Source organism: Nocardia anaemiae NBRC 100462, from assembly GCF_001612725.1.
Classification (GTDB): Bacteria; Actinomycetota; Actinomycetes; order Mycobacteriales; family Mycobacteriaceae; genus Nocardia; species Nocardia anaemiae.
This window is the reverse complement of record NZ_BDAZ01000019.1, coordinates 81,336-102,993: the sequence shown is the minus strand read 5'-3', so window position 1 is coordinate 102,993 and position 21,658 is coordinate 81,336. Positions and strand designations below refer to the sequence as shown.

Below are 21,658 nucleotides of genomic sequence, written 5' to 3'. Positions count from 1 at the left end.
CGCACCCTCCCCGCGCGTACCGCGCCGATCGTCTTGACGACCAACAGCACCGACGGCAGGCTCTGGACCAGCGGAGTCGGACACTGCTGCGGCCACCAAGGGTGAGATTCGCTCACCCTCGGGTTTGCTGGGCGATCCCTGAGGTTCCTGTTCTCCGGGGCGCGAACACCGGAAAGTTATCCGTGTTCCCGTTCCCGATGCCCCCGGAGGAATACCAGCTATGCAGCCGACCTACGTTCATCACGTCCGGCGGCAGGTCTGTGCATACGGGGATACTCGGTCCTACATCTACCTGCGCGAAGCCGGGCGCGAACTGGTCGAGGAGCGCGTCACCTACCGCGAACTCGATCGCGACGCACGGGCCCTCGCGGCCTGGTTGGCGACACGTCCCGAGTCGGCCGAGCCGGTGCTGCTGCTCTACCACGACGGCATAGCGTTCCTGCGGGCATTCCTCGGCTGCCTGTATGCCGGTGTCATCGCCGTACCCGCGCCTTTGCCGCACGACGAGCGCAGCGCGCGCCGGGTCGCCGGGGTGATCGCGGACTCCGGTGCCCAGTTGGTGCTCACGACCGAGGACGTGCAGCCGCTCGTCGCGGCGGCGACCACCGCAACCGTGCTCGCCACCGACCGGCCGCTCGGCGATCCCGATGCGTGGCGGATGCCCGCCATCGATGCCGCGACGATCGCCTTCCTGCAGTACACGTCGGGTTCGACCGGTACGCCGAAGGGCGTGGTCGTGACGCACGGCAATCTCTTGCACAACGAGGCCGCCATCGCCGAACTCGGAATCGACGATTCCATGACGAGCGTCAGCTGGATTCCGCAGTTCCACGATATGGGCCTCATCGGCATGCTGCTCGGGACGATCTACCACGGCGGAAATCTGGTTTTCATGGCGCCGACGACGTTCCTGAAGCGTCCCGTCCGCTGGCTACGGGCCATCCACGACTACCGCGCGAACCTGACCGCTGCCCCGAATTTCGCCTACGACCTGATCGTGCGGCGGGTGAGCGACGAGCAGTTGGCCGAGTTGGATCTGAGCACCTTGCAGATCGCGATGAGCGGGGCGGAGCCAGTGCGCGAGCGGACCTTGGCGGCAGTACTCGAGCGATTCGCACCGGCCGGGCTGCGCCCGTCGGTCTTCCTGCCCGCCTACGGTCTGGCAGAGGTGACCTTGCTGGCCACCGGTGGCGGGATCGATGCGGCGCCGGTCTACTTCGATACCGAAAACGGTGCCCGGTTCGTCGGATGCGGCAGTGCGGCACGCGGTCTGGACATTCGCATCGTCGACCCGCACACGCGAGAGCCGGTGCCGGACGAGTCGATCGGCGAGATCTGGATTCGCGGCGCGAGCGTCGCGGCGGGCTACTGGAACCGTCCGGAGGAAACCAGGGACACCTTCGAGGCTTATATCGACACCGAAGGGCCGTACCTGCGCACCGGTGACCTCGGCCTGCTGAGCGCGGGCGAGTTGTTCGTCACCGGCCGCCGCAAGGATCTGCTGATCATCAACGGCCGCAATTTCTATCCCCAGGACATCGAGGATTCGGTGCGCGAATTGCATCCCGCACTCGCGGGCAGCGTCGGGGTCGCGGTGTCGGTGGACACCGGCGGTCGGGAGCGGTTGCTCGTGGTGCAGGGTGTGCAGCCCGCGCTGCTCGGCGACACCACCTTCGCCGAATTGACCTCCACGATCAAGGCCGCCGTCGCGCGCGGTTTCGATGTGCCCGCGCCGAATGTCGTTCTCGTGGAACGCCGCGCGGTGCATCGCACCACCAGCGGCAAGGTGCAGCGCGGCTCGATGCGCACGGCGTTTCTGCAACACCGCATCGAGGGTGTCCTGCACGAAGATCTCGAACCGGCACTGCGTCGGTCACTGACCGTCTGAACAGGAGCGAATTTGTTCACCACCACCGCATCCCGCCCGAGGACCATCGAGTACTGGCTCGTGACCCGCGTCGCAGACTACACCGACCGTGCCCCGCACGAGGTGGATCCGACGGTCCCGCTCGCCGAACTCGGCATGGACTCCGTTTCGGCGGTGAGCCTGTGCGGTGAAATCGAAGACCGGTGGCCGCTCGATCTCGACCCGACCATCGTGTTCGAGTACCCCACCATCGCCGATATCGCCGACTACCTGACCGCCGAACTCGCCGAAGCCGCATGACCGATATCGCCATCGTCGGCCTCGACTGCCGATTCCCGCACGCCCCCGATCCCGCCGCACTGTGGCAGTTGCTGCTCGACGGACGAGATGCGATTTCGGAGGTGCCCGCGAACCGCTGGCACGCCGACGACTTCCACGATCCGGCCGGTGCGCCCGGCACCATCAACACCCGCAGCGGCGGCTTCCTCGACGACGCGGACGCGTTCGACCACGAATTCTTCGGCATCGCACCGCGCGAGGCAGAAGCGATGGATCCGCAACAGCGCCTGCTGCTGCAGGCCACCTGGCGCGCCTTCGAGGATGCCGCGCTCGATCCGCGGACCCAGAGCGGTTCGCGCACCGGCGTTTTCGTCGGCGTGATGGCCAACGAGTGGGCGAATCTGCAGATGAGCGATTACGCCGCGATCACGCCGCAGCACGGTTCGGGCAATGGCTACTTCATGACCGCGAACCGGCTGTCCTATCAGCTCGATCTGCGCGGTCCCAGTATGGCGGTCGACACCGCCTGTTCCTCATCGCTTGTCTCGATCCATCTCGCCTGCGCCGCATTGGCTTCCGGCGAATGCGATCAGGCGGTCGCCGGTGGCGTGAACCTCGTGCTCACTCCGGCCGTGGGTGTGTTCTATACCCAGGCGGGCCTGTCCGCGCCCGATGCCCGCTGTAAACCGTTCAGCGGCAATGCCGATGGAATCGTGCGCGGTGAGGGTGTCGCCGTGCTCGTGCTGCGGCGTCTGGCCGATGCGGTGGCCGAGGGGCTGCCGGTCTACGCCGTGATCAAGGGCAGCGCGGTAAACTCCGACGGCCGCAGCAACGGCATCACCGCGCCGAACCGGTGGGCACAGCAGCAGGTCATCAGCGAGGCGTATCAGCGCGCCGGAGTACGGCCGCAGGACGTCGACTTCATCGAAGCACACGGCACCGGAACGATTCTCGGTGACATGATCGAGGTCAAGGCGCTCGGCGCACTGCACGGATCGAACCGCGCGCAGCCCTGCGGCATCGGCTCGATCAAGGGCAATCTCGGCCACACCGAGGGCGCCGCCGGCGTCGCCGGACTGATCAAGGTCGCGCTCGGTCTGCACCACGGTGTGGTCGCGCCGACGAGATTCGCCGAGCAGGAAAACGCTCGTCTGCGGCTGAGTCAGCATGGTCTGCGCCTGGTCGCCGAACCGATGCCGCTGCACGGACCGGCGCTCGGCGGGGTCAGCAGCTTCGGGATCGGTGGCACGAATGCGCATATCGTGCTGGCGAGCGCACCCGCGAAGACAGCTGCGGCGGCGCCCGGTGGTGGTGTGCTCACGCTGTCGTCGAATGACCAGGAAGGGTTGCGACGCAACGCACTTCGTCTCGCCGATGCATTGACGACCGCGCCCGAGGACCGGTTCGCGCAGCTGTGCTGGACCAGTAACCAGGTCAAAGCCTCGGGGCGCACTCGACTCGCAGTCGTCGCGGCCGATCGTGCCGAAGCCATCGCCCGCCTGCGGGACGATCCGGAAGTCGGTGTGGCACAAGCGGTCCACACCGGGTGGATGTTCACCGGTCAGGGCTCGCAATTCGCTGGCATGGCAAGGGCATTGGAGGCGGCGAACCCTTCGTTCCAGCACGCCCTCTGGGCAGTCGACGATTGCATGATCGAATACCTGGATCGATCGGTGCGCGACCTGCTGCTCGATGAGAGCACCGATATCGACCGCACCGAGCTGGCCCAACCCGCCATCTTCGCGATGGAATACGCGCTCGCCCGGGCACTCGCCGACACGGGCGTGCGGCCCGCATGGCTCATCGGGCACAGCATCGGTGAATTCGCGGCAGCGGCCGTCGCGGGAGTTTTCGACCTCGACGACGCCTGTCGACTGGTGGTGGCGCGCGGTCGGCTGATGCAGCAGCTGCCGGAGGGCGGCGCGATGCTCGCCGTGCGCGCCGACGCGGACACGGTCGCCGATCTGATCGCGGACGAACCCATGGTCGCGATCGCCGCCGTCAACGCGGGCGCGGAACTCGTGCTTTCCGGTCCCGGCGCCGCGCTCGACCGGATCCGGGCCGCGCTCGAGGCACGCGGGGTGACTACCAAGGCGCTCAACGTATCCGATGCGTTCCACAGTCCACTGATGGAACCGATGTTGGCCGAATTCGAGGCCGTCGCCCGCGGTTGCAGCTACCGGCCGCCGAGCCTTCCCATCTATTCGACTGTGCACGGCCGCCTGCTCGACGAGTCCGAAATGATGGATGCCGGGTACTGGACCGAACACATCAGTGCCACAGTACGTTTCGCCGATGCGGTCGAGGCCGCGCTCGGCACCGAGCCCAGCCATCTGATCGAGATCGGCCCGCGCCGCATCCTGACCACCTTGGTCGGCCGGATACGGCCCGAGATGACACCGCGCTGCCTGGTGCCGAACCCGGGACCGGGTGCGACGGGCGCCGAATTCGCGCAAACCGTTGCCTCGCTGTACCGCGACGGTTTCACCCCCGATTGGGATCAGCTCTACGGACCGGCGCAACGAGTCCGTCACCGCCTGCCCACCTACGAATTCTCGACCGCACACCGATTCTGGCTCGAACCACGCACCCAAACCACGACTTCCACACCCCCCGAGGCAACAACCACTATGGATCAATTGATCGCACTCTTCCGCGAGCAGGCAGCCGTATTGGCAAGTATCGCAACGGCATCCACCGACGTCCGGACACCGCTGCCGGATATCGAGCGGACGGCCGTCGCCCCAGAGGCGGTCGCTGGCATGGTGCGCGCGGAGATGGCCAGGGTCAGCGGCTTCCCGGCCGACCGACTGCGGGACGACCAGACGATCACCGATGGCCTCGGACTCGATTCGATCATGCTCACCGACCTGTTCGGCGGACTCGTCCGCAAACTTCCCGGACTGCGCATCGATCCGAGTTGGTTCACGGCGGCGACGACACTCGGTGATGTCATCGGCTATGTCGCTGCTCAGGTCACCGGTGCGCCCACGCCCGAACCCGAACCGGAACGCGTCGCCGTCGCACCGGAGTATCGGATCTCCGAATTCGCCGAGGTGCGGGCGATCGCCGATCGGCTCTCCGGCGCCGAGGCGCTCGGACTGTCGAATCCGTACTTCCTGGTCAACGACGGCGTCACCCGGGACACCTCACTGATCGACGGCGCGCCGGTGCTCAACTTCTCCAGCTACAACTACCTTGGCCTGTCCGGTCATCCGGCGGTCGTGGCGGCGGTGCAGGATTCGGTCGCCCGCTACGGCAGTTCGTGCTCGGCCAGCCGCGTGCTCTCCGGCGAGAAGCCGGTGCACCGCGAACTGGAGGCCGAACTCGCCGGTCTGCTCGGCACCGAGGATGCGATGGCACTCGTCGGCGGGCATTCGACGAATGTCACGATCATCGGCCATATCGTCGGCCCGCAGGATCTGGTGATCCACGACAGCCTCGCGCACGACAGCATCCTGCAGGGCTGCAAACTGTCCGGCGCGACGCGGCGGCCGTTCCCGCACAACGACCATGCGGCACTCGACCGCCTGCTCACCGAGATCCGGCACCAGTACCGCCGCGTGCTGATCCTGATCGAAGGCGTATACAGCCAGGACGGCGATATTCCGGATCTGCCCGCGATCATCGAGGTCAAGCGCAAGCATCAGGCGCTGTTGATGATCGATGAGGCGCACAGCATCGGTGTGCTCGGCGCCGGTGGTGGCGGGATCGGCGAATATTTCGGCGTCGATCGCGGCGATGTCGAATTGTGGTCCGGCACCATGTCGAAGGCACTGGCCGGGTGCGGCGGGTACGTGGCGGGCAGCGCCGAATTGATCCGCTTCCTCAAATACACCACGCCGGGATTCGTCTACAGCGTCGGCATGACTCCGATGAACGCGGCCGCCTCGGCGGCGGCGATCCGCCAACTGCGCGCCGACCGCACGCCGCTGGATCGCTTGCGGCGCAACGCGGAGCTGTTCCTGCGCTTGGCTCGCGACGCCGGTATCGACACCGGCGACAGCGCGGATACCCCGATCATTCCGTGCATCATCGGTGACTCGATGCGGACGCTGACACTGTCGAACGCGCTGCTGCGCCGCGGCATCAATGTCAACCCGATTCTCTACCCTGCGGTCCCGGAAAACCTTGCCCGCCTGCGCTTCTTCGTTACAGCGTGTCACACCGAGGACCAGATTCGCGACACGGTGAAGGTTCTCGCCGAGGAGTCAGCCCTGCTTCGGTCGGCTGACCGAGCCGAACTCACTACCGATTTCGGCGAGTAGCACCGGGGCATCGGCGCCGAAGGTGACCGCGGCGGTATGCAGCGCTGCTATCGCCGCGGTCAATGCGTCCGGATCCATCGCGTGCTCGATGACGCTCAATGCGAAGTGGGGGCGATGCACCGGACCGATATCGAAGGGATTCGTCTGGAAACGCCTCGACGCGCCGAAGGTCGCGACAAGCTGCCGCGAGCTGTCCTCGGCAGGTCCGAACTCCTCCTGGTCCAGACGCGCGAAGGCGGTCGCCATGTCATCGAACGGCGCGGGTAGTGGTCGCCCTTCGCGTAACGCCGTCAATGCCGATGCCACCCAGGGTCTTTCGGCGATACCAGCCAATTCGCAGGCCTTGACCGCGCACCGTCGAGCCAGCCGCCGCAGGGTCGGCTCATCCATGGCGGCGATCGTCTCGGCGAGCGGGCGATCGAAGCGTGCCAGTTCCGCGGTAGAAAGATGTTCGCGCAGTTCCGGTATCGGTTCGCCACCCCATTCCGTGCGCGCGACTTCCGCCTCGAGGTCAGTGGCCCGGATGCGTCGGGAACCCTTGGAGTCCATCAGGACAACCCAGTCCTCATCCACGAAATCCGCCGCCGTGGTTTCGGATATCGGCACATTTTCCGGGATGCCGTATCCGGGCATATCCCACTGCCGATGCGGCAGGAGATCACCACCGTCGTCGGGCCACAACCGGATCCGCCAGATATCACCGGGCGTCGTGGTCCCCGGCCATCCGTAGCTCACGAACCCGCGTCCGCTGACTTCGATCAGATAATCACCGGGCGGAACCGGACACGGGTCGGCCCAGTAACCAGGCGGTGACGAAATACTCAGCGCTCCATCGGAATCCACGCCGAGCCGAGCCTCGCAGACCTGCTCCCAGCCATCGCGATCGTTCGGCGGCCTGCCGTCCCACACCTGCACCGTGATCGACATCTCGAAGTTGTTCTGATGCGGGCTCAGCACGAGCAGCGCGGTACCGTCGCCCGCGCACGGTCGGTGCGCGAATGCCTGATCGAGGAGGTCGAGTTCGGCATCCGGATCACCGAAACCGCCGTCTATGCAGAACTGGCCGTAGTCCATCATCAGCTCGACCGTTTGCTGGGCAATTCGGTTCGCGGCGTTCGTCATTCGGTCATCCTGGCATGGCCCAGCCGATCCGCGAATCGGCTATCCGACCAACCGCTCCGCCGCGATGGCCAGATCCTTGTCGCCGCGACCGGAAAGGCCGACTACCACGATCGAATCGGCGGGTAGCCCACCGCGCTCGGCCAGTTCGAGGATATAGCCGACGGCGTGGGCGGATTCGAGGGCGGGAATGATGCCTTCGGTGCGGGTGAGTGCGTCCAGACCTCGCAGAGCCACGGCGTCGGTGGCGGTGCGGTAGGTAACGCGACCGGTGTCCTTGAGGTAGCTGAGTTCCGGGCCGACGCCCGGATAGTCCAGCCCGGCGGCGATGCTGTGCGTCGGCGTGACCTGTCCGTCGTCGTCCTGCAGCAGATAGCTGTAGGCGCCATCCATTTCGCCGGGACTGCCCGCGCTGAGGGTGGCCGCGTGATCACCGGTTTCGACGCCGAGCCCCGCTGCCTCGACACCGATCAACTGGACCTGCGGTTCATCGACGAAGGGATGGAAAAGGCCGATGGCATTGCTGCCGCCGCCGACACACGCCACGAGGTAATCCGGTAGTCGGCCTTCGGATTTCAGAATCTGCAGTCGGGTCTCGCGCCCGATGACGGTCTGCAGATCGCGCACGATCATCGGATACGGCGCGGGTCCCGCCGAGGTACCGAAAAGGTAGTGCGTGGTGTCGAGATTCGACACCCAATCGCGCACCGATTCGCTGATGGCCTCCTTGAGTCGGCGACTGCCGGTCTCCACCGGACGCACCTGCGCGCCGAGCAGCGTCATCCGCATGACATTGGAAGCTTGGCGGCGCATATCGTGCGCGCCCATATAGATGACGCACGTCATGCCGAGCATCGCGCAGACGGTCGCCACCGCGACTCCGTGCTGACCGGCACCGGTCTCGGCGATGATCCGGGTCTTGCCCATCCGCTTGGCCAACAGGCCCTGGCCCAGTGCGTTATTGATCTTGTGCGCACCGGTGTGCGTCATATCCTCGCGTTTCAGATACACCCGCACGCCCGGCACCGCGAGCAATTCGGCGAAGCGCGGCACCTGATGCAACAGCGTCGGACGGCCGACCCGGGTGCGCAGCAATTCGCGCAGTTCGTCACGGAATCCGGCATCGGCCCGTGCCAGCGCATAGGTCTGTTCCAACTCCAGCAGCGCCGCCATCAGTCCTTCGGGTACATACCTGCCGCCGAACTCACCGAAGCGCCCGCGCTCGTCCGGAAGTGTGCTCGATAGCAATGCGCCTCGCAAGACCTGATCAATAACCATCCACACCAACGCTTCCTGCCGCGAGTCCCCAGTATCTGTCTACTTCGACTCGCCGCGCGGCGCGCGTCCGCTACGGATTAGTTAACAGTCTCTTTAGGTTTCCGATTCGGAATTCACCGCATCGGCAGTTCGGTGCAACGGCCAGTTCAGATGTTGTCGCCGATGGCCAGCGTCATTCCCCTGCTCGCGGGACCGGCCGAACCGGTCCGTTTTCACCAATCCGAATACTCGCGCCAAACCACTGCGACCGGCTTCTATCTGTTCGACGGCTCGCTGTTGCAGCGGATCCCGCAGCGCAGGTGCATCGTCCCACAGCTCGTCCAGCGCCATGGTCAATTCCTGTTCCAGTTCAGGATCGTTCAGATGCACCTCGATGTGGGCCAGCTGGCTAATCCGTTGTCCGCCCGGCGATCTCGCCGCTGTAAGCCGCACGCAAAGAGGCTCCGGCGAAGGCCGCGCAATAATCGATGAGATTGTCCATCGGCACATCCAACCGGCCGCCCTGCTTCTCCACGATCACCCGCTCCAGCATCCCGACCACCGACAGCGCGAAGATATCGATGATCTCCGCGGGCGGCTGAACATCCGGCCGCGCCTCGGTGGCCGTGGCCGCGACCAATCGCGCGAAGCGCCACAGCGCCTCGCGCATCCGATATTCGGCACCCGCAGCGGTTGGTTCGACGAAAACGATGCGCAGCTTGCGGGGGTCCTCGGCCAATGCGGTGAGATACGTGCCGATCCCGGCCCGCAGTTTGCGGGTCCCGCGCGGCTCGGTCGCCTCGACCGCCGTGGCAACGGCCGCGAACAACTCATCGATGACATGGTCGAAAACCGCCGCGAACAGATCCTTGGTACCAGCGAACGATTCGTAGAAGTACCGGTCGGTCAATCCGGCTGCGCGACATAGATCCTTGACGCCGGTCGCCGAGTATCCGCGCGTACCGAACAGCTCCAGCCCGGCTTCCAGGAGTTTGCCGCGCCGCGCCGCGACTCGGTCCTCCGCGCCGATACCGCCATAGGTCCGCACCGGGCGTCGCTGCAACGTCATCTTCGCATTGTCTCCCATCCCGACCCGCGATCTGATAAATATGACGATCGAGATAGTCAGATTTAGGGGTCGTGCAGTGACAACTCAGCATCGGGACAACCAGATCAGCAGGCGGTTGCTGCTGCGCGGCGCGGCCGCGGTGGCGGGCACCGCGGGATTGGCGACATCGACCGGAATCGCGGCGGCCGAGCCGAGGCCGCGACGCCGAAAGGGCCCGGCGCGCAATACCGTCGCGGTCCTCGGCGCGGGCATCGGCGGTCTCACCGCGGCGCACGAATTGGCCGAACGCGGCTTCGCGGTAACCGTCTTCGATCGCAAGGAACTCGGCGGCAAGTCCCGCACGATTCCGCTGCCGGGCACCGGAATCGGCGGCCGCGCGCCGCTCCCCGGCGAGCACGGCGCGCGCGGTTTCACCTCGTTCTATCACCACGTGCACGACACGATGCGCCGGATTCCGCTGCCTGGTACCCGAAAGTCGGTGTACGACAATCTGATTCCGTTCTCGGTGAGCGATCCGCGCTACCCGCGCTCCGGCAATCTGCCCGACGGCTTCCCGCTGATGTTCGGGTTCTACTTCGATCCCGCGCAGGCGCTCACACCGGAGGGGTTGCAGCGCATCCTGGTCGAGGTGTTCATGAAGAACAATCTCGTTCCGCTGCCGGAGGCCATGTATATGGCCGGGCGGGTCGTCACCTATCTGACGTCGAGCGAGGAGCGTCGCCTCGGCCAATGGGAGTACGTCAGTTGGTGGGATTATGTCGGCGCGGCGAGCAGATCGGCACAGTTCCAGGCGCTGGCCGCCACGGGTCTGACCCGAGCGCTGGTGGCGGCCAAGGAATATGTGGCCAGTACCAGGACCATGGGCAACATGATGGAGGGCTTCTTCATCGCACTGCTACAGGAGCTGACCGGCGGCCCGAAGGTCTACGAGGTGCTCAACGGACCGACCAACGAGGCCTGGCTGGATCCGTGGATCGCGCTGCTGGAGGGCATGGGTGTGCAATTCCGGCCCGGTCACGCGCTCGCGGAATTCGTCGTGGCCGATGGCCGCATCGGTGGTGCGCGCATTCGGCGCCCGGATGGCGGCACCGAGGTGTTCGACGCGGATTGGTATGTCTGCGCGGTGCCGACCGACCGGGCGCGAGGGCTGTGGTCACCGGAGATTCGCGAGCTGGATCCGGCACTCGACCGAATGGACGCGCTGACCGTCGACTGGATGAACGGCATGCAGATGTTCGTCACCGAAAAGCTGGACCTCGGCAAGGGATACAACATCTATCTCGACGCGCCATGGCGACTGACCTCCTATACCCAGCGAGTGTTCTGGAATGTCGATTACGCCGCGAAATACGGTGACGGATCGATCGTCGACGGCCTCACCATCGATATCGCCGACTGGGATACCCCCGGCATTCTGTTCGGCAAAACCGCCAAACAATGCACCCGCGACGAGATCTACCAGGAGACCTGGGCGCAGATGACCGCGGCGCTGAACGACGACGGCCGAATCCAGTTGCAGGACGGCATCGTCCGCGAGTGGATGCTCGATCCCGGCATCGAGTGGGCGAACGGACGGAATACGAATGACGAACCGCTGCTTGTGAATACGATCGGATCGTGGGCCGACCGACCGACCGCGCACACGCAGATCCCGAATCTGTTCCTGGCCGCCGACTACGTGCGGACCAATTTCGATCTGGCGACCATGGAGGGCGCCAACGAGGCGGGCCGCACCGCGGTGAACGCACTGCTGGACGCAGCCGACTCCCCCGCCGCCCACGCCCAACTCTTCACTCGCGATTCGATTCCCGCTTTCGAACCGTTCCGTCACATGGACGCCGCTCGTTATCGGGCCGGTCAGCCCAATCTATTCGATCTCGGCTAGTGCCTCTCACCCTCCGGCAGCTCGCCGAGCATCATTCCGCGCTGATATCGCCGACATCCTCACCGACACAATCGGATCCGGATAGCGACTCGTTGGATCGATCCGCACAGACCTGCCCGCGCGTGGACTACACGGGCGCGCTCAGCGCGTCTTTCACAGTCGGCGCGGGCAGTCTGATCAGGCGCTATTTGAGCGGTTCGGACAGGTCGGTCTTCAGGTGTTCGAGTCCGGCCCGGATCCGGGATTTCACCGTGGGGAGACCGACGCCGAGACGCTCGGCGACCTCGGGATAGCTGAGGCCCGAGTAGTACGCGAGCGCGATGGATTCGTGCTGGAGCGCGGTCAGATGGGTGAGGCTGCGACGCAGGGCATCCCTCTCGTCGTGCCGCATCGCCTCCTCGGCCACCACATCGGTCGGCGGCTGATAATCGCGACTGCCCCAGGAGTGATTGTGGTCCGTGGTGGCGCGCTCGTGCCGGACCCGGTCCACAGCCTGGCGATGGGCCAGCATGCGCAACCAGGTGAGCACCGAACCGCGGCGCTCGTCGAACCCGATCGCACAGCGCCACACCTCGAGGTAGACGTCGTGACAGGTCTCTTCGGCGTACCCACGGTCACGCACGATCGCCAGCACGCGGCGATAGACCAGACCGCGAGTGCGGCGATAGAACTGAGCGAAGGCCTCTTGATCGCCGTCGCCGATGCGATGTACCAATTCGGCATCGACAGCATCGGATTCGGTATCAATCCGATTACGAACCGGACGAGCGACGGACCGTAGACTGGTTGGAAGTCGTTCAGACCGATGCGAATTGCGTTCGGACCGAGATGAAACGAGCAAGATCACGATTGCCCCCAGACAACAAGTGATGCGACAAGCGTATTGATTTCGACGAATGACGCAGCGTCGAAGCAGACCGTCGAGGACATGGACGGACCTGGCGGAGAACGGGATCCGGCCGGGGACTGGGGCCGATAATCCAATTCCACACTACCCCGCGGGCGCACGTGCCCGTGCACTTTCCCGGAGGCAATGGGTCGACTCAGACCCGCAGGCCGAGCTCCACGATCCCCTTCGCCACCGCATGTACGGCGACCCGATTCTTGCGTGCATGCGTGCGGATCAGTTCGAAGGCGAGCTCCGGCGTCGTCCGCCTGGCATTGGCGATCACACCCTTGGCCTGTTCGATGACGATCCGCGAATCAAGCGCATGCTGCAATTGTGCGGTCAAACGCTGCTGACGACGCAGCATGTGGGAATTGACGATGTGGCCGGTCGCCATGCTCGCCAGCAGTCCGCCCACCGAGAGATCCTGGTCGGACCACACCCGCGGGCTCGGACCGTACAGGCCGAGCGCGCCGACCGTGGTCTCACCGACCCGCATAGGAATCTCGGCCAGCGAGGACAGACCATGCCGGACCGCCTCGGCGGTGAACTCCGGCCAGCGCTCGCTGTGCAGGCCGATATCGTCGATCGCGATGGGTTTGCCAGACCGGAATGCGTCCACGCTTGGACCGCGCTCGCTGCGATGCTGACAGAGTTCCATCGCCACCAGCTCGTCCGGAGCCGCGGCGGCCATCCGGGAGCTCTCATCGGTCGTGAGCGTCTCGTCCGGCATCAGCATGACGGTGCAGCCGACCAAGTCGAGCGCGACGATCGCGCTGTTCATCAGCTGGCGAACCATCTCTGCTGTGTCACCGATCGCCGGTAGTAGTTCGGCGAGCCGCGCTGCCGCGGCGACCAGCACCTCGTTGTCAGACACCCGAATCACCCCGCACGTGCGAAAGTCGGTCGTCCCCTCAAGTCCCGCGCCGCACTTGCTGACCTTCCCATGGTATGGCTAAGCGAAGTTACACACCACAATTTCGTCACGACCATCCTCCCTTGAATTGTCCAGCTACTCATCGGATTCCGTTGACCGGCCGTCCCGCAGTGGTCGACATGACCACTATCCGGATGCCACCATGGACAACATGCCCGGCCTGACTGTGCGCGATGATGCGCCCGGTGAGGCCATATTTTCGCTGGATTCTCTCCGTTGAAATGTGCCGCATTGCGGCGAGTAGCAATCACCGCGACCGGGAGACTGCAATGGCGCCCCCATTCGACGATCGGCAGCACGACCGATCCTCCGAGCCGCTGCCGGATTCGATCCAGTTATTACGGTCACTTGTGCGCGCGGTCGACTCGCTGGCTAGCGATTTCGACGTTGTCGAACTATGTCAGCAGCTACTGGAGGCCTGTACCGATGTCACCGACGCGAGTGATGCCGGATTGTTGCTAGCCGACCAACGCGGTGAGCTACAGGTACTCGCCTCAACCAACGAGTCGTCGCGACTGCTCGGTTTGTTACAGCACGAGGGACCCGGTCTGGATGCCTATCGGAGCAGTACCGCCGTATCGGTCCCCGACCTGTCTGCCGCCGGGGACCTGTGGCCGGAGTTCGCACATACGGCATCGGCCGCCGGGTATCGCTGCGCCTGTGCTGTGCCATTGCGGCTGCACCGCGACAGCATCGGCGCGCTCACGGTCCTCGCCGACTCGGCCGCGCCGCTCGGACAGCTGGATCTGCGCATCGGGCAGATCCTCGCCGATATCGCGGCCGTCGGCATCGCGCACCATGTGCTGCGCGCGCAGGGTACGACGATCCAGGCGCAGTTGCCGACCGCGCTGAATACCCGAGTGGCCATCGAGCAGGCCAAGGGTGTGCTCGCCGAGCGCGGCGACCGGGATATGGATCGCGCATTCCAGATCATGCGCGATTACGCCCGCGCCACCGGACGGCGACTCACCGATATCGCCGGTGACATCGTCGAGGGACGCATCGATCTGCGCGCCGACGCGACGGACTGAGTCAGGCGTCGAAGCGGAGCCGGTTGTCCACGACCAGCGCCGCGACCTCGGCCAGCGACAGCCCGTGCGCGAAGGCATAGGCGCGCAGCCGCGCATAAGCGTCGGGTGCGCGAATGTCCAACTGCGCGAGCACGATTCCGGCCGCCTGGTGGATCGTGCGACTGGTCAGCGGCTGATCCCACCATTGCGCGGCGGCGTGTACGGATTTCGCCGATCCGGCCACCAACTGTGTGATGACCAGATCGGCGATATGCAGCCCCGCCGAAATCACATACGGTTCCGGCTTGCCCGGTTCGGCCCGATACAGATCGAGCACACCGAATCGCACCACACCCAGCTGTAACGGCACCGCGACCATCGAACCCGCCACCATCGCCCCGGCCACCGCTACCCGGTTCAACTCATCGGCGAAACCCGGCCACCGCACATCGGTTTCGGCCAGATCGGCGACCAGTACCGGCACACCGGCGACGACGGCGTCCACGGCCGGGCCCTGCCCCGCGGTGGCCTGCACCGCCTCCACCCGCGCGGCCACCGAATCGCTCGTGGCCCACGGCTGCAGTCCGGCATCGCGCTCCTGGATCAGAATCGCCGCGCGCTGCACCGGCAGCACCCGCACACAGGCGCCGCACAGGGCGGTCATCCCACCGCCTTCGGCCGACAGCTTCGTCAGAAACTCGAGGGCCGACAAAAATTCATCGGTCAACTGATCGAACTGCCCCACACCATTCCTACGAACTCTCACGACCGTTGTCCCTGCCACGAGGTCGACGGTCCCCTTGTCCGAGGATTCGTCACGACACCGGCACTGGACCGCAACTACGCCGCGGGAAATACGGCGGGTCGGCTCCGCAAGAATACGAAACAACGATCGTCCACACCAGGGCCGAACGTCCCACGGTTCGCGGTAGGCAGGGCGAGGGTGCGGGGTCAGCCCATCATGGGATCTGTCACCAGTGCAGACCGGGGATTACCCGGGTGACCCGCGCGGCCGGGCTCGGCAACGCCATCAGCGGCAGCACCACGGGTGCGAGGTAGGACAGTGCGTTGCGACCGGAATCCTGATCCGCCTGCGCCTCCTCGACCGCGTCGGGCGCCACGGTCTGCTTCCCCTGCGCCGCATGCGATTCACCGAACCAGCGGAACCCCTGGTGCATGATCGTCCGCTTGACCGACGGCATCAGCAGTTCGACGGCCTGGGCGAAGGTGCCGACCGGAGTATCGATGCGGTGCGGGCGATCCTCGATGGCGCGCACCACAATGGCGGCGGCGCGGTCGGGATCCGGTACCGGCAGCGAGCGGTAGATGTCGGTCGGCGCGATCATCGGCGTGCGCACCAATGGCATGCGCACCGAGGTGAAAGTGATTCCCGCATCCCGATTTTCGACCGCAGCAATCTCGCTGAAGTTGTCCAGCGCGGATTTGCTCGCCACATATGCCGCGAAGCGCGGCACCTTGGTCTGCACGGCGATCGAGGAGATGTTCACGATATGTCCGAAGCGCCGCGCCCGCATCGACGGCAGCAGCCCGAGAATGAGTCGCACCGCACCGAAGTAATTGACCGCCATGGTTCGCTCGAAATCGTGCATGCGGTCGGTGGAATTGACCACCGAGCGACGAATCGACCGTCCCGCATTGTTCACCAGATAATCGACATGCCCGTGATCGGCGAGCACCGCGGCGACCAAATCGTCGACGCCGTCGGAATCGGTGATATCGCACGGATAGGCATGGGCGACACCGCCTTCGGCCCGCACCGACTCCGCTGCGGCGTGCAGATCGTCCACACCGCGCGCCACCATCAGCACGGTCGCACCGCGCTGCGCGACGGCATGGGCGGTGGCCAGTCCGATACCGGAGGACGCACCGGTGATCAGGACGACGCGCCCGTCCAGCGGATCATCGCTGTCGCTGGGCAGGCCGCGGTTGGGGTCCAGGTTCTCGGCCCAGTACTGCCACAGTCGCTCGGCATAGGTGTCGAACGACGGCACCGCCAGACCCGTCCCGCGCAGCTGCGCCCGGGTGGAGTCGGAGACGAATTCCGCCGCGAACGAGGTGTGCGGCGCGACCTCCGCCGGAATTCCCAACTGCTCCAACAGGAAATCGCGAACGGTGGACACACCCGGGATGTGGGCGAGCCCGTTCAGCGCCAGCCCGCTGCCGGGCACCGTACCGATTCCGGTCGGCGCGCCCGCCGCGGCCGCGAGCGCGGCATAGATCTCGCCGAACGGCTGCGGCTCGGGGTTGACCAGGTGGAATGTGCGTCCATCGAGTCCCTTGCGGCGCACCAGCTCGACCATCGCACCCGCCACATAGTCGACCGGCACGATATTGGTCGCGCCCAGATCCGGCAGCAGCATCGGGAGTTCGGCGGGCAGTGCGCCCAGGCGCGCGATGGCCGGGAAGAAGTAGTACGGACCGTCGATCTTGTCCATCTCACCGGTGCGCGAATCGCCGACCACGATCGCGGGCCGGTACACCCGCCAGCGCACGCCCTCGGATTCGCGGACCAGCTTCTCCGCGGCGAATTTGGTCCGGTGGTACGGCGAGGTCAGCCGCTGACCGAGGTCGAAATCCTCCTCGAAGAACTTGCCCTTGTGGTCACCGGCCACGGCCACCGAGGAGACGTGGTGCAGCACCGCGCCCAATTCGCGGGCCAGCTCCAGGACCGAGCGGGTACCAGCGACATTGGCCGCCTGCGCGGTCTCCTCATCGGCGGTCATGTCGTAGACGGCGCCGAGGTGGATGATGTGGTCGGCCTGGGGTGCGTCCTCGATCAGACCGAGGCCTTCGGCGGTCAGATCACCGAGCATCGGAAAGGCGCGTTCGCCACCGGTCCAGCCCGCGGTGAGTTCACTGAATTTCGCCACCGACGCGGTGCGAACCAGCACATGCACAATGGCTTCGGAATCGGCTGCCAGAAGTTCCTGAACCACCCGACGGCCCAAGAATCCGGTTCCGCCCGTCACGATGAAAGTCGTCATCGCATTTCCTCCTGCTGTCGCACTCGAATTGAGTTGTCACACAAGCGCGCCCGACATGCAGCAGTGAATGCGGACATCATTGATTCGGCTATCAGCCACCAGTTTGCTGAGCCAATGCAGGAACACCGTTGCCCTACTGGTGGGTAACTTTAATGGGCGCAGCTAGTCCCGGGCAAGCGAATGACGGCTCGGTGCGATGTGTGACTGGTCACCAATGGGTGACGCTAATATTGTGTGTTACAACAGTTTTCAGATAATGCCGGAACGCGAAATCTGAATCAGGACACCGTGTTTGCCCGTCGACTCAGCGCTTCTCGGCGCGGGCAGGCGGGGATTCCAGCGGCGGACGGCCCTTCAGATAGGTCTCGAAGGCGTCGAGATCGGCGGGCCCGACGGTTTTGTCGGTGCCTTCGGTGAAGACGCTGAAACCGTCGCCGCCCGAAGCCAGGAAGCTGTTGGTGGTGATGCGGTAGGTGGCGACCGGGTTGAGCGGTTGGCCGCCGATGCGCACGCTGTCGGCGACCACTTTGCCGCCCTTGGGACTCGACTCGACATAGGTGTAGGTGAGCCCGGCGGGTGAGAGCACGGTCGCCTTGCCGTTGCTCCATTGCTGTTCGAGCAGGCGCAGAATCTGGCTGCCGGTCATGGTGACGGTGACGACCTGATTGCCGAACGGCTGCACGCTATAGATATCGCCGTAGCTGATCTGACCCGACTTCAGATCGGTGCGCACACCGCCCGGATTCATGAATGCCGCGACCGCCGACGCGGGCGCGGCCGCGGTGGCCGAGAGCATCGAGTCGGCGATGACATCACCGAGTGGCGATTCACCGGAGCCCGCCGGTTCGTGCGGCAGCGGCGCCGCCGCGATGCCGACCGGGCGCTCCGCGCGCGGCTTGGCCTGCTCGCCGTAGAAGTCGACCAGCGAGGTGGTCGCCGCGTCCGGAGTGACGTCCCTGGTCACTACCCGATTGACCGCCGATGCCTGCACACCGTCGGTGCCGAAGCGCAAGGTGACATCGGTGATCAGTCGACCGTAGGAGGCGGCCTGGGTGACCACCTTGCCGTCGATAGTGCAGACATAAGGCTGGTGCGAATGTCCGGTGAACAGCACCCGCACCGCGGGATCGACACCGGTGGCCAATGCGGTGACCTCCGCGGAGATATTCGCGCAGCCGTTGTAGTCGACCGCGGCATTCTGTGCCGGTTTCTGCACCCCGCCGTCGTGTAGCAGCGCGACCACCGTCTGCGCGCCCGCCGACTTCACCTCGGGGACATACCGATTGATCGCGGCGACCTCATCGCCGAAGGTGTAGCCCCGAATGCCTTCCGGAAAAACGATGCTCGCCGTTTCCGGCGTCACGGTGCCGATGACGCCGATCTTGTGTCCGCCGACCTCGAGCATCATCCACGGCCGCAGCGTGGGCGGCAACTTGCCGTCCGCATCGGTGACATTGGCGGCCAGGAACGGGAACTTCGCGCCGGTGAACGGCGTGCCCGGCGAGCATCCGGCGGGTGCGCATCCACCCTGCTGCAGTCGCGCCAATTCGATGACGCCATTGTCGAATTCGTGATTGCCCACCGAGGATGCGGCCAGTCCGATGGAATTGAGGAAGGTGATGGTCGGCTCGTCGTGGAACAGGCCGGAGACCAGCGGGCTCGCGCCGATATTGTCCCCGGCGGACAGCACGGCGCTGGCCGGGTACGCCTTCTTCAACCGAGCCAGATGGGTGGCGAGGTAGGCGGCGCCGCCCGCGTCGTATCCGGCGATCTTGCCGGTCGACCCCGCGGGTGGCTGCAGGTTGCCGTGTAAGTCGTTGAGCCCGAACAGATGTACCTCGTCCGACTGCGCGCCGCGCAGATCGTCGGTCGAGATGAGCGGGATCACCCCCGGCGCCGTCGAGGCGGTCGGGTGAGCGCTGTCGGATGCGGTACCGCAGCCCGCCACCAGGGCGATGCTCACGAGTCCCGCAATGATCATGCCGATGCGACGGTGCGCTGTCATATTCCGACTGTGCCATGCCCTGGTGCCATCGGCATGAATCTCGTGCGAACACACCGGCGGCGGGGTCGGTGCTCGACCCCGCCGCGCGGATTTCCCGGTTAAACCCGGCTCGCCGCGAAATCCGCGGCAGGCCACAATGCCCACCCGTAGTTCCCGTGCTGGTTCGGGTCGAGGCCGCCACCGCAGACCGGATCACCGCCGGTGCAGTAATCGGCGGTCTTCCAGGCATAGTTGCCTGGGACGCCCCAGCCGATCAGGCGGAGGGGATCACCGAACAGCAGGACCGCGGACACCTTCCACTCGAGATCGCCTGGGAGCACGTAGATCCCGGGCAGCGCGGTCACGATGCCGGTGCCGACGACACCGTGCACGACGGCCGCACCCTGTGAGTAACCGACCAGGATGAACTGCTGATCCGGGCACATTTGCGACTGCCGAATGACATGGTCGGTCATGTCCTGGGTGCCGCGGCTCAGCGACGTCGGGTCGAGCAGGTCCGCGGGATAGTCGACCCGGTAAGCGCTGCTGCTCACCGGAAGTGCTTGCAGCAGTGTGCCATACAGCGGATCGCCGACGACGGTGCCGAGCCACCCCGGTTCCCCGGTGCCTCTGGCGACGACCACATCGACCGCGGCACAGTCCGCCCGTGCCTGCGCGCCGATGCTTGTCACCACCCCCGCCGCGGCGACCAGCAATAACACAGCGAATATCCGTGCCAGCCGCCACTTCTCGAGAATTCTTACCGTCCGGATTTCCATCGTGATCACCTCTCACGCCGTTGTGAGAAGCCGAGTGACGTTTGTCAGCGACAAGTGTCACCCGGCTATACCCGCGAAGGTAAGAACGGTAGAGAGTTGCGTCAAGCAACTCAGCGGAAGCGAGACCAGTTCAGTGCTGAATCGTGTCCTGGAATCCGTTCGCGCGCACGGTGATTCGGGCGCTTATGGGATGAGAACCGCTGCGCCGGTGAAACGTCCGTGTTCGAGATCCGCGAGGGCTCGATCCGCCGTACCGAGGGAGTACCCCGTTGTGGTCACATGTATACGGTGTTCGCCCGCCAGCGCGAGGAATTCGCGCGCGTCCGCGCGGGTATTGGCAGTCACCGAGCGAATCTCGCGCTCCTGGAACAGATGCCGCTGATAGTTCAGCGCCGGGATATCGCTGAGATGAATGCCCGCGATGGCGAGGATGCCGCCGCGATCGAGCGCCTCCAGCGCGGGCAGTACGAGCTCGCCGATCGGCGCGAACAAGATCGCCGAATCCAATTGCACCGGAGGCCGATCCGCCGCGCCCTGCACCGAGGCGGCGCCGAGCCCGGCGGCCAACTCGCGTGCGGCCGGATCCCTGGTCATCACATGCACCTCGGCACCACGAGCCAGCGCCACCTGCGCGGCGATATGCGCGCTGCCGCCGAAGCCGTAGATGCCGAGTCGTCCACCGCTCGGCAGATCGGCACGTTGCAGCGCCCGATAGCCGATGATCCCGGCACACAGCAGCGGCGCGGTTTCCATATCGTCGTACCCATCGGGTAGTCGATGCGCGTAAGCCGCTGGGACAGTGGCATATTCAGCATAACCGCCGTCCGCGTCCCAGCCCGTGTACGCCGAATTCGGGCAGAGATTCTCCGCGCCGCGCAGACAGTACCGACAGACGCCGCAGGTGTGGCGCAACCAGGCAATGCCGACGCGTTCGCCGACCGCGAACTCGGGAGCCGAAGAGCCAAGTGCCCCAGCCGATCCCGGTCCCCGCTCCACCACCTCTCCAACCACCTCGTGTCCCGGCACCACACCGGGCCGATGCACCGGCAGATCCCCCTCGGCAACGTGCAGGTCGGTGCGACAGACCCCGCAGGCCAGCACCCGCACCAAGAGTTCACCGGCCGCGGGTTCGGGCACCGCCTCGCGAACGAAGTCGAGCGGTCCGCCATCGATCGGTCCCGGCCGTCGCACCCGCCAGCCGGTCATGCCCGTGCTCGCATTCATACCGGTCACTCCTCACCCGACAGGGGGAACGGTCGCTTCGGATTATCCCTGTCGACGTCGCTGGTTCACCCGTTCCGCCGAAGGTGAGT

The 21,658-nt window shown here is 65.5% G+C and carries 16 protein-coding genes; 5 read left to right on the top strand and 11 right to left on the bottom strand.

All coding sequences use genetic code 11. The features are described from left to right. The first annotated feature begins 220 nt into the window (after positions 1 to 220). From NA5_RS13690 to NA5_RS13680, 3 genes are read left to right on the top strand one after another with little or no spacing between them, the layout of a single operon-like run. Positions 221 to 1,888, top strand: a complete 1,668-nt coding sequence (locus NA5_RS13690; RefSeq protein ID WP_062985650.1) for a fatty acyl-AMP ligase — start codon at positions 221 to 223, stop codon at positions 1,886 to 1,888. 12 nt (positions 1,889 to 1,900) lie between these two features. Then, positions 1,901 to 2,167, top strand: a complete 267-nt coding sequence (locus NA5_RS13685; protein WP_062985649.1) for an acyl carrier protein — start codon at positions 1,901 to 1,903, stop codon at positions 2,165 to 2,167. Then, positions 2,164 to 6,414, top strand: coding sequence for a type I polyketide synthase (locus tag NA5_RS13680; RefSeq protein WP_062985648.1), 4,251 nt, complete (start codon positions 2,164 to 2,166; stop codon positions 6,412 to 6,414). Before NA5_RS13685 ends, NA5_RS13680 begins: the two co-directional genes overlap by 4 nt. Here NA5_RS13680 and NA5_RS42180 read toward each other — a convergent pair. The 4 genes from NA5_RS42180 to NA5_RS13660 all read right to left on the bottom strand — a co-directional run bounded on the left by NA5_RS42180 (position 6,358) and on the right by NA5_RS13660 (position 9,859). Beyond that, positions 6,358 to 7,536 carry a hypothetical protein gene (locus NA5_RS42180; protein ID WP_063813355.1) on the bottom strand — a complete coding sequence of 393 codons (1,179 nt, stop codon included), beginning with the start codon at positions 7,534 to 7,536 and terminating at the stop codon, positions 6,358 to 6,360. The genes NA5_RS13680 and NA5_RS42180 overlap by 57 nt on opposite strands. A gap of 39 nt (positions 7,537 to 7,575) precedes the next feature. Beyond that, on the bottom strand, positions 7,576 to 8,811 hold the full coding sequence (gene trpB / locus NA5_RS13670) for a tryptophan synthase subunit beta (RefSeq protein WP_062985647.1): 1,236 nt from the start codon (positions 8,809 to 8,811) through the stop codon (positions 7,576 to 7,578). Between the two features lie 93 nt (positions 8,812 to 8,904). Then, on the bottom strand, positions 8,905 to 9,141 hold the full coding sequence (locus NA5_RS13665; protein WP_157110388.1) for a hypothetical protein: 237 nt from the start codon (positions 9,139 to 9,141) through the stop codon (positions 8,905 to 8,907). A gap of 58 nt (positions 9,142 to 9,199) precedes the next feature. Continuing rightward, entirely contained in the window at positions 9,200 to 9,859 is a 660-nt protein-coding gene (locus tag NA5_RS13660; RefSeq protein ID WP_062985763.1) for a TetR/AcrR family transcriptional regulator, read from the bottom strand. Between the two features lie 76 nt (positions 9,860 to 9,935). Here NA5_RS13660 and NA5_RS13655 point away from each other — a divergent pair, with 76 nt between their 5' ends. Continuing rightward, positions 9,936 to 11,744, top strand: coding sequence for a hydroxysqualene dehydroxylase (locus tag NA5_RS13655; RefSeq protein ID WP_245672220.1), 1,809 nt, complete (start codon positions 9,936 to 9,938; stop codon positions 11,742 to 11,744). A gap of 184 nt (positions 11,745 to 11,928) precedes the next feature. Here the strand turns inward: NA5_RS13655 and NA5_RS13650 are convergent, their stop codons facing one another. Further along, entirely contained in the window at positions 11,929 to 12,459 is a 531-nt protein-coding gene (locus NA5_RS13650) for a sigma-70 family RNA polymerase sigma factor (RefSeq protein ID WP_245672219.1), read from the bottom strand. A gap of 328 nt (positions 12,460 to 12,787) precedes the next feature. After that, the gene (locus NA5_RS13645) at positions 12,788 to 13,507 is read right to left on the bottom strand and encodes a GAF and ANTAR domain-containing protein (protein ID WP_063813362.1); all 720 of its coding nucleotides are present in this window, start codon (positions 13,505 to 13,507) and stop codon (positions 12,788 to 12,790) included. A 329-nt stretch (positions 13,508 to 13,836) separates the two neighbouring features. On the opposite strand from NA5_RS13645, the gene NA5_RS13640 reads away from it, so the two are divergent. Beyond that, positions 13,837 to 14,598, top strand: coding sequence for a GAF and ANTAR domain-containing protein (locus tag NA5_RS13640; RefSeq protein WP_062985644.1), 762 nt, complete (start codon positions 13,837 to 13,839; stop codon positions 14,596 to 14,598). Position 14,599: 1 nt separating this feature from the next. On the opposite strand, the gene NA5_RS13635 is transcribed toward NA5_RS13640, so the two are convergent. The 5 genes from NA5_RS13635 to NA5_RS13615 all read right to left on the bottom strand — a co-directional run bounded on the left by NA5_RS13635 (position 14,600) and on the right by NA5_RS13615 (position 21,569). After that, on the bottom strand, positions 14,600 to 15,241 hold the full coding sequence (locus NA5_RS13635) for a GAF and ANTAR domain-containing protein (protein ID WP_157110385.1): 642 nt from the start codon (positions 15,239 to 15,241) through the stop codon (positions 14,600 to 14,602). Positions 15,242 to 15,548: 307 nt separating this feature from the next. After that, on the bottom strand, positions 15,549 to 17,582 hold the full coding sequence (locus NA5_RS13630; protein ID WP_062985642.1) for an SDR family oxidoreductase: 2,034 nt from the start codon (positions 17,580 to 17,582) through the stop codon (positions 15,549 to 15,551). Between the two features lie 304 nt (positions 17,583 to 17,886). Continuing rightward, complete coding sequence (locus tag NA5_RS13625) at positions 17,887 to 19,587, bottom strand: bifunctional metallophosphatase/5'-nucleotidase (protein WP_062985756.1); 1,701 nt, start codon at positions 19,585 to 19,587, stop codon at positions 17,887 to 17,889. Positions 19,588 to 19,685: 98 nt separating this feature from the next. Further along, positions 19,686 to 20,345: a cutinase family protein gene (locus NA5_RS13620; RefSeq protein WP_062985754.1), complete on the bottom strand. Its 660-nt coding sequence runs from the start codon at positions 20,343 to 20,345 to the stop codon at positions 19,686 to 19,688. Positions 20,346 to 20,528: 183 nt separating this feature from the next. Further along, the gene (locus NA5_RS13615; RefSeq protein ID WP_062985641.1) at positions 20,529 to 21,569 is read right to left on the bottom strand and encodes a zinc-binding alcohol dehydrogenase family protein; all 1,041 of its coding nucleotides are present in this window, start codon (positions 21,567 to 21,569) and stop codon (positions 20,529 to 20,531) included. Between the last annotated feature and the right edge of the window lie 89 nt (positions 21,570 to 21,658).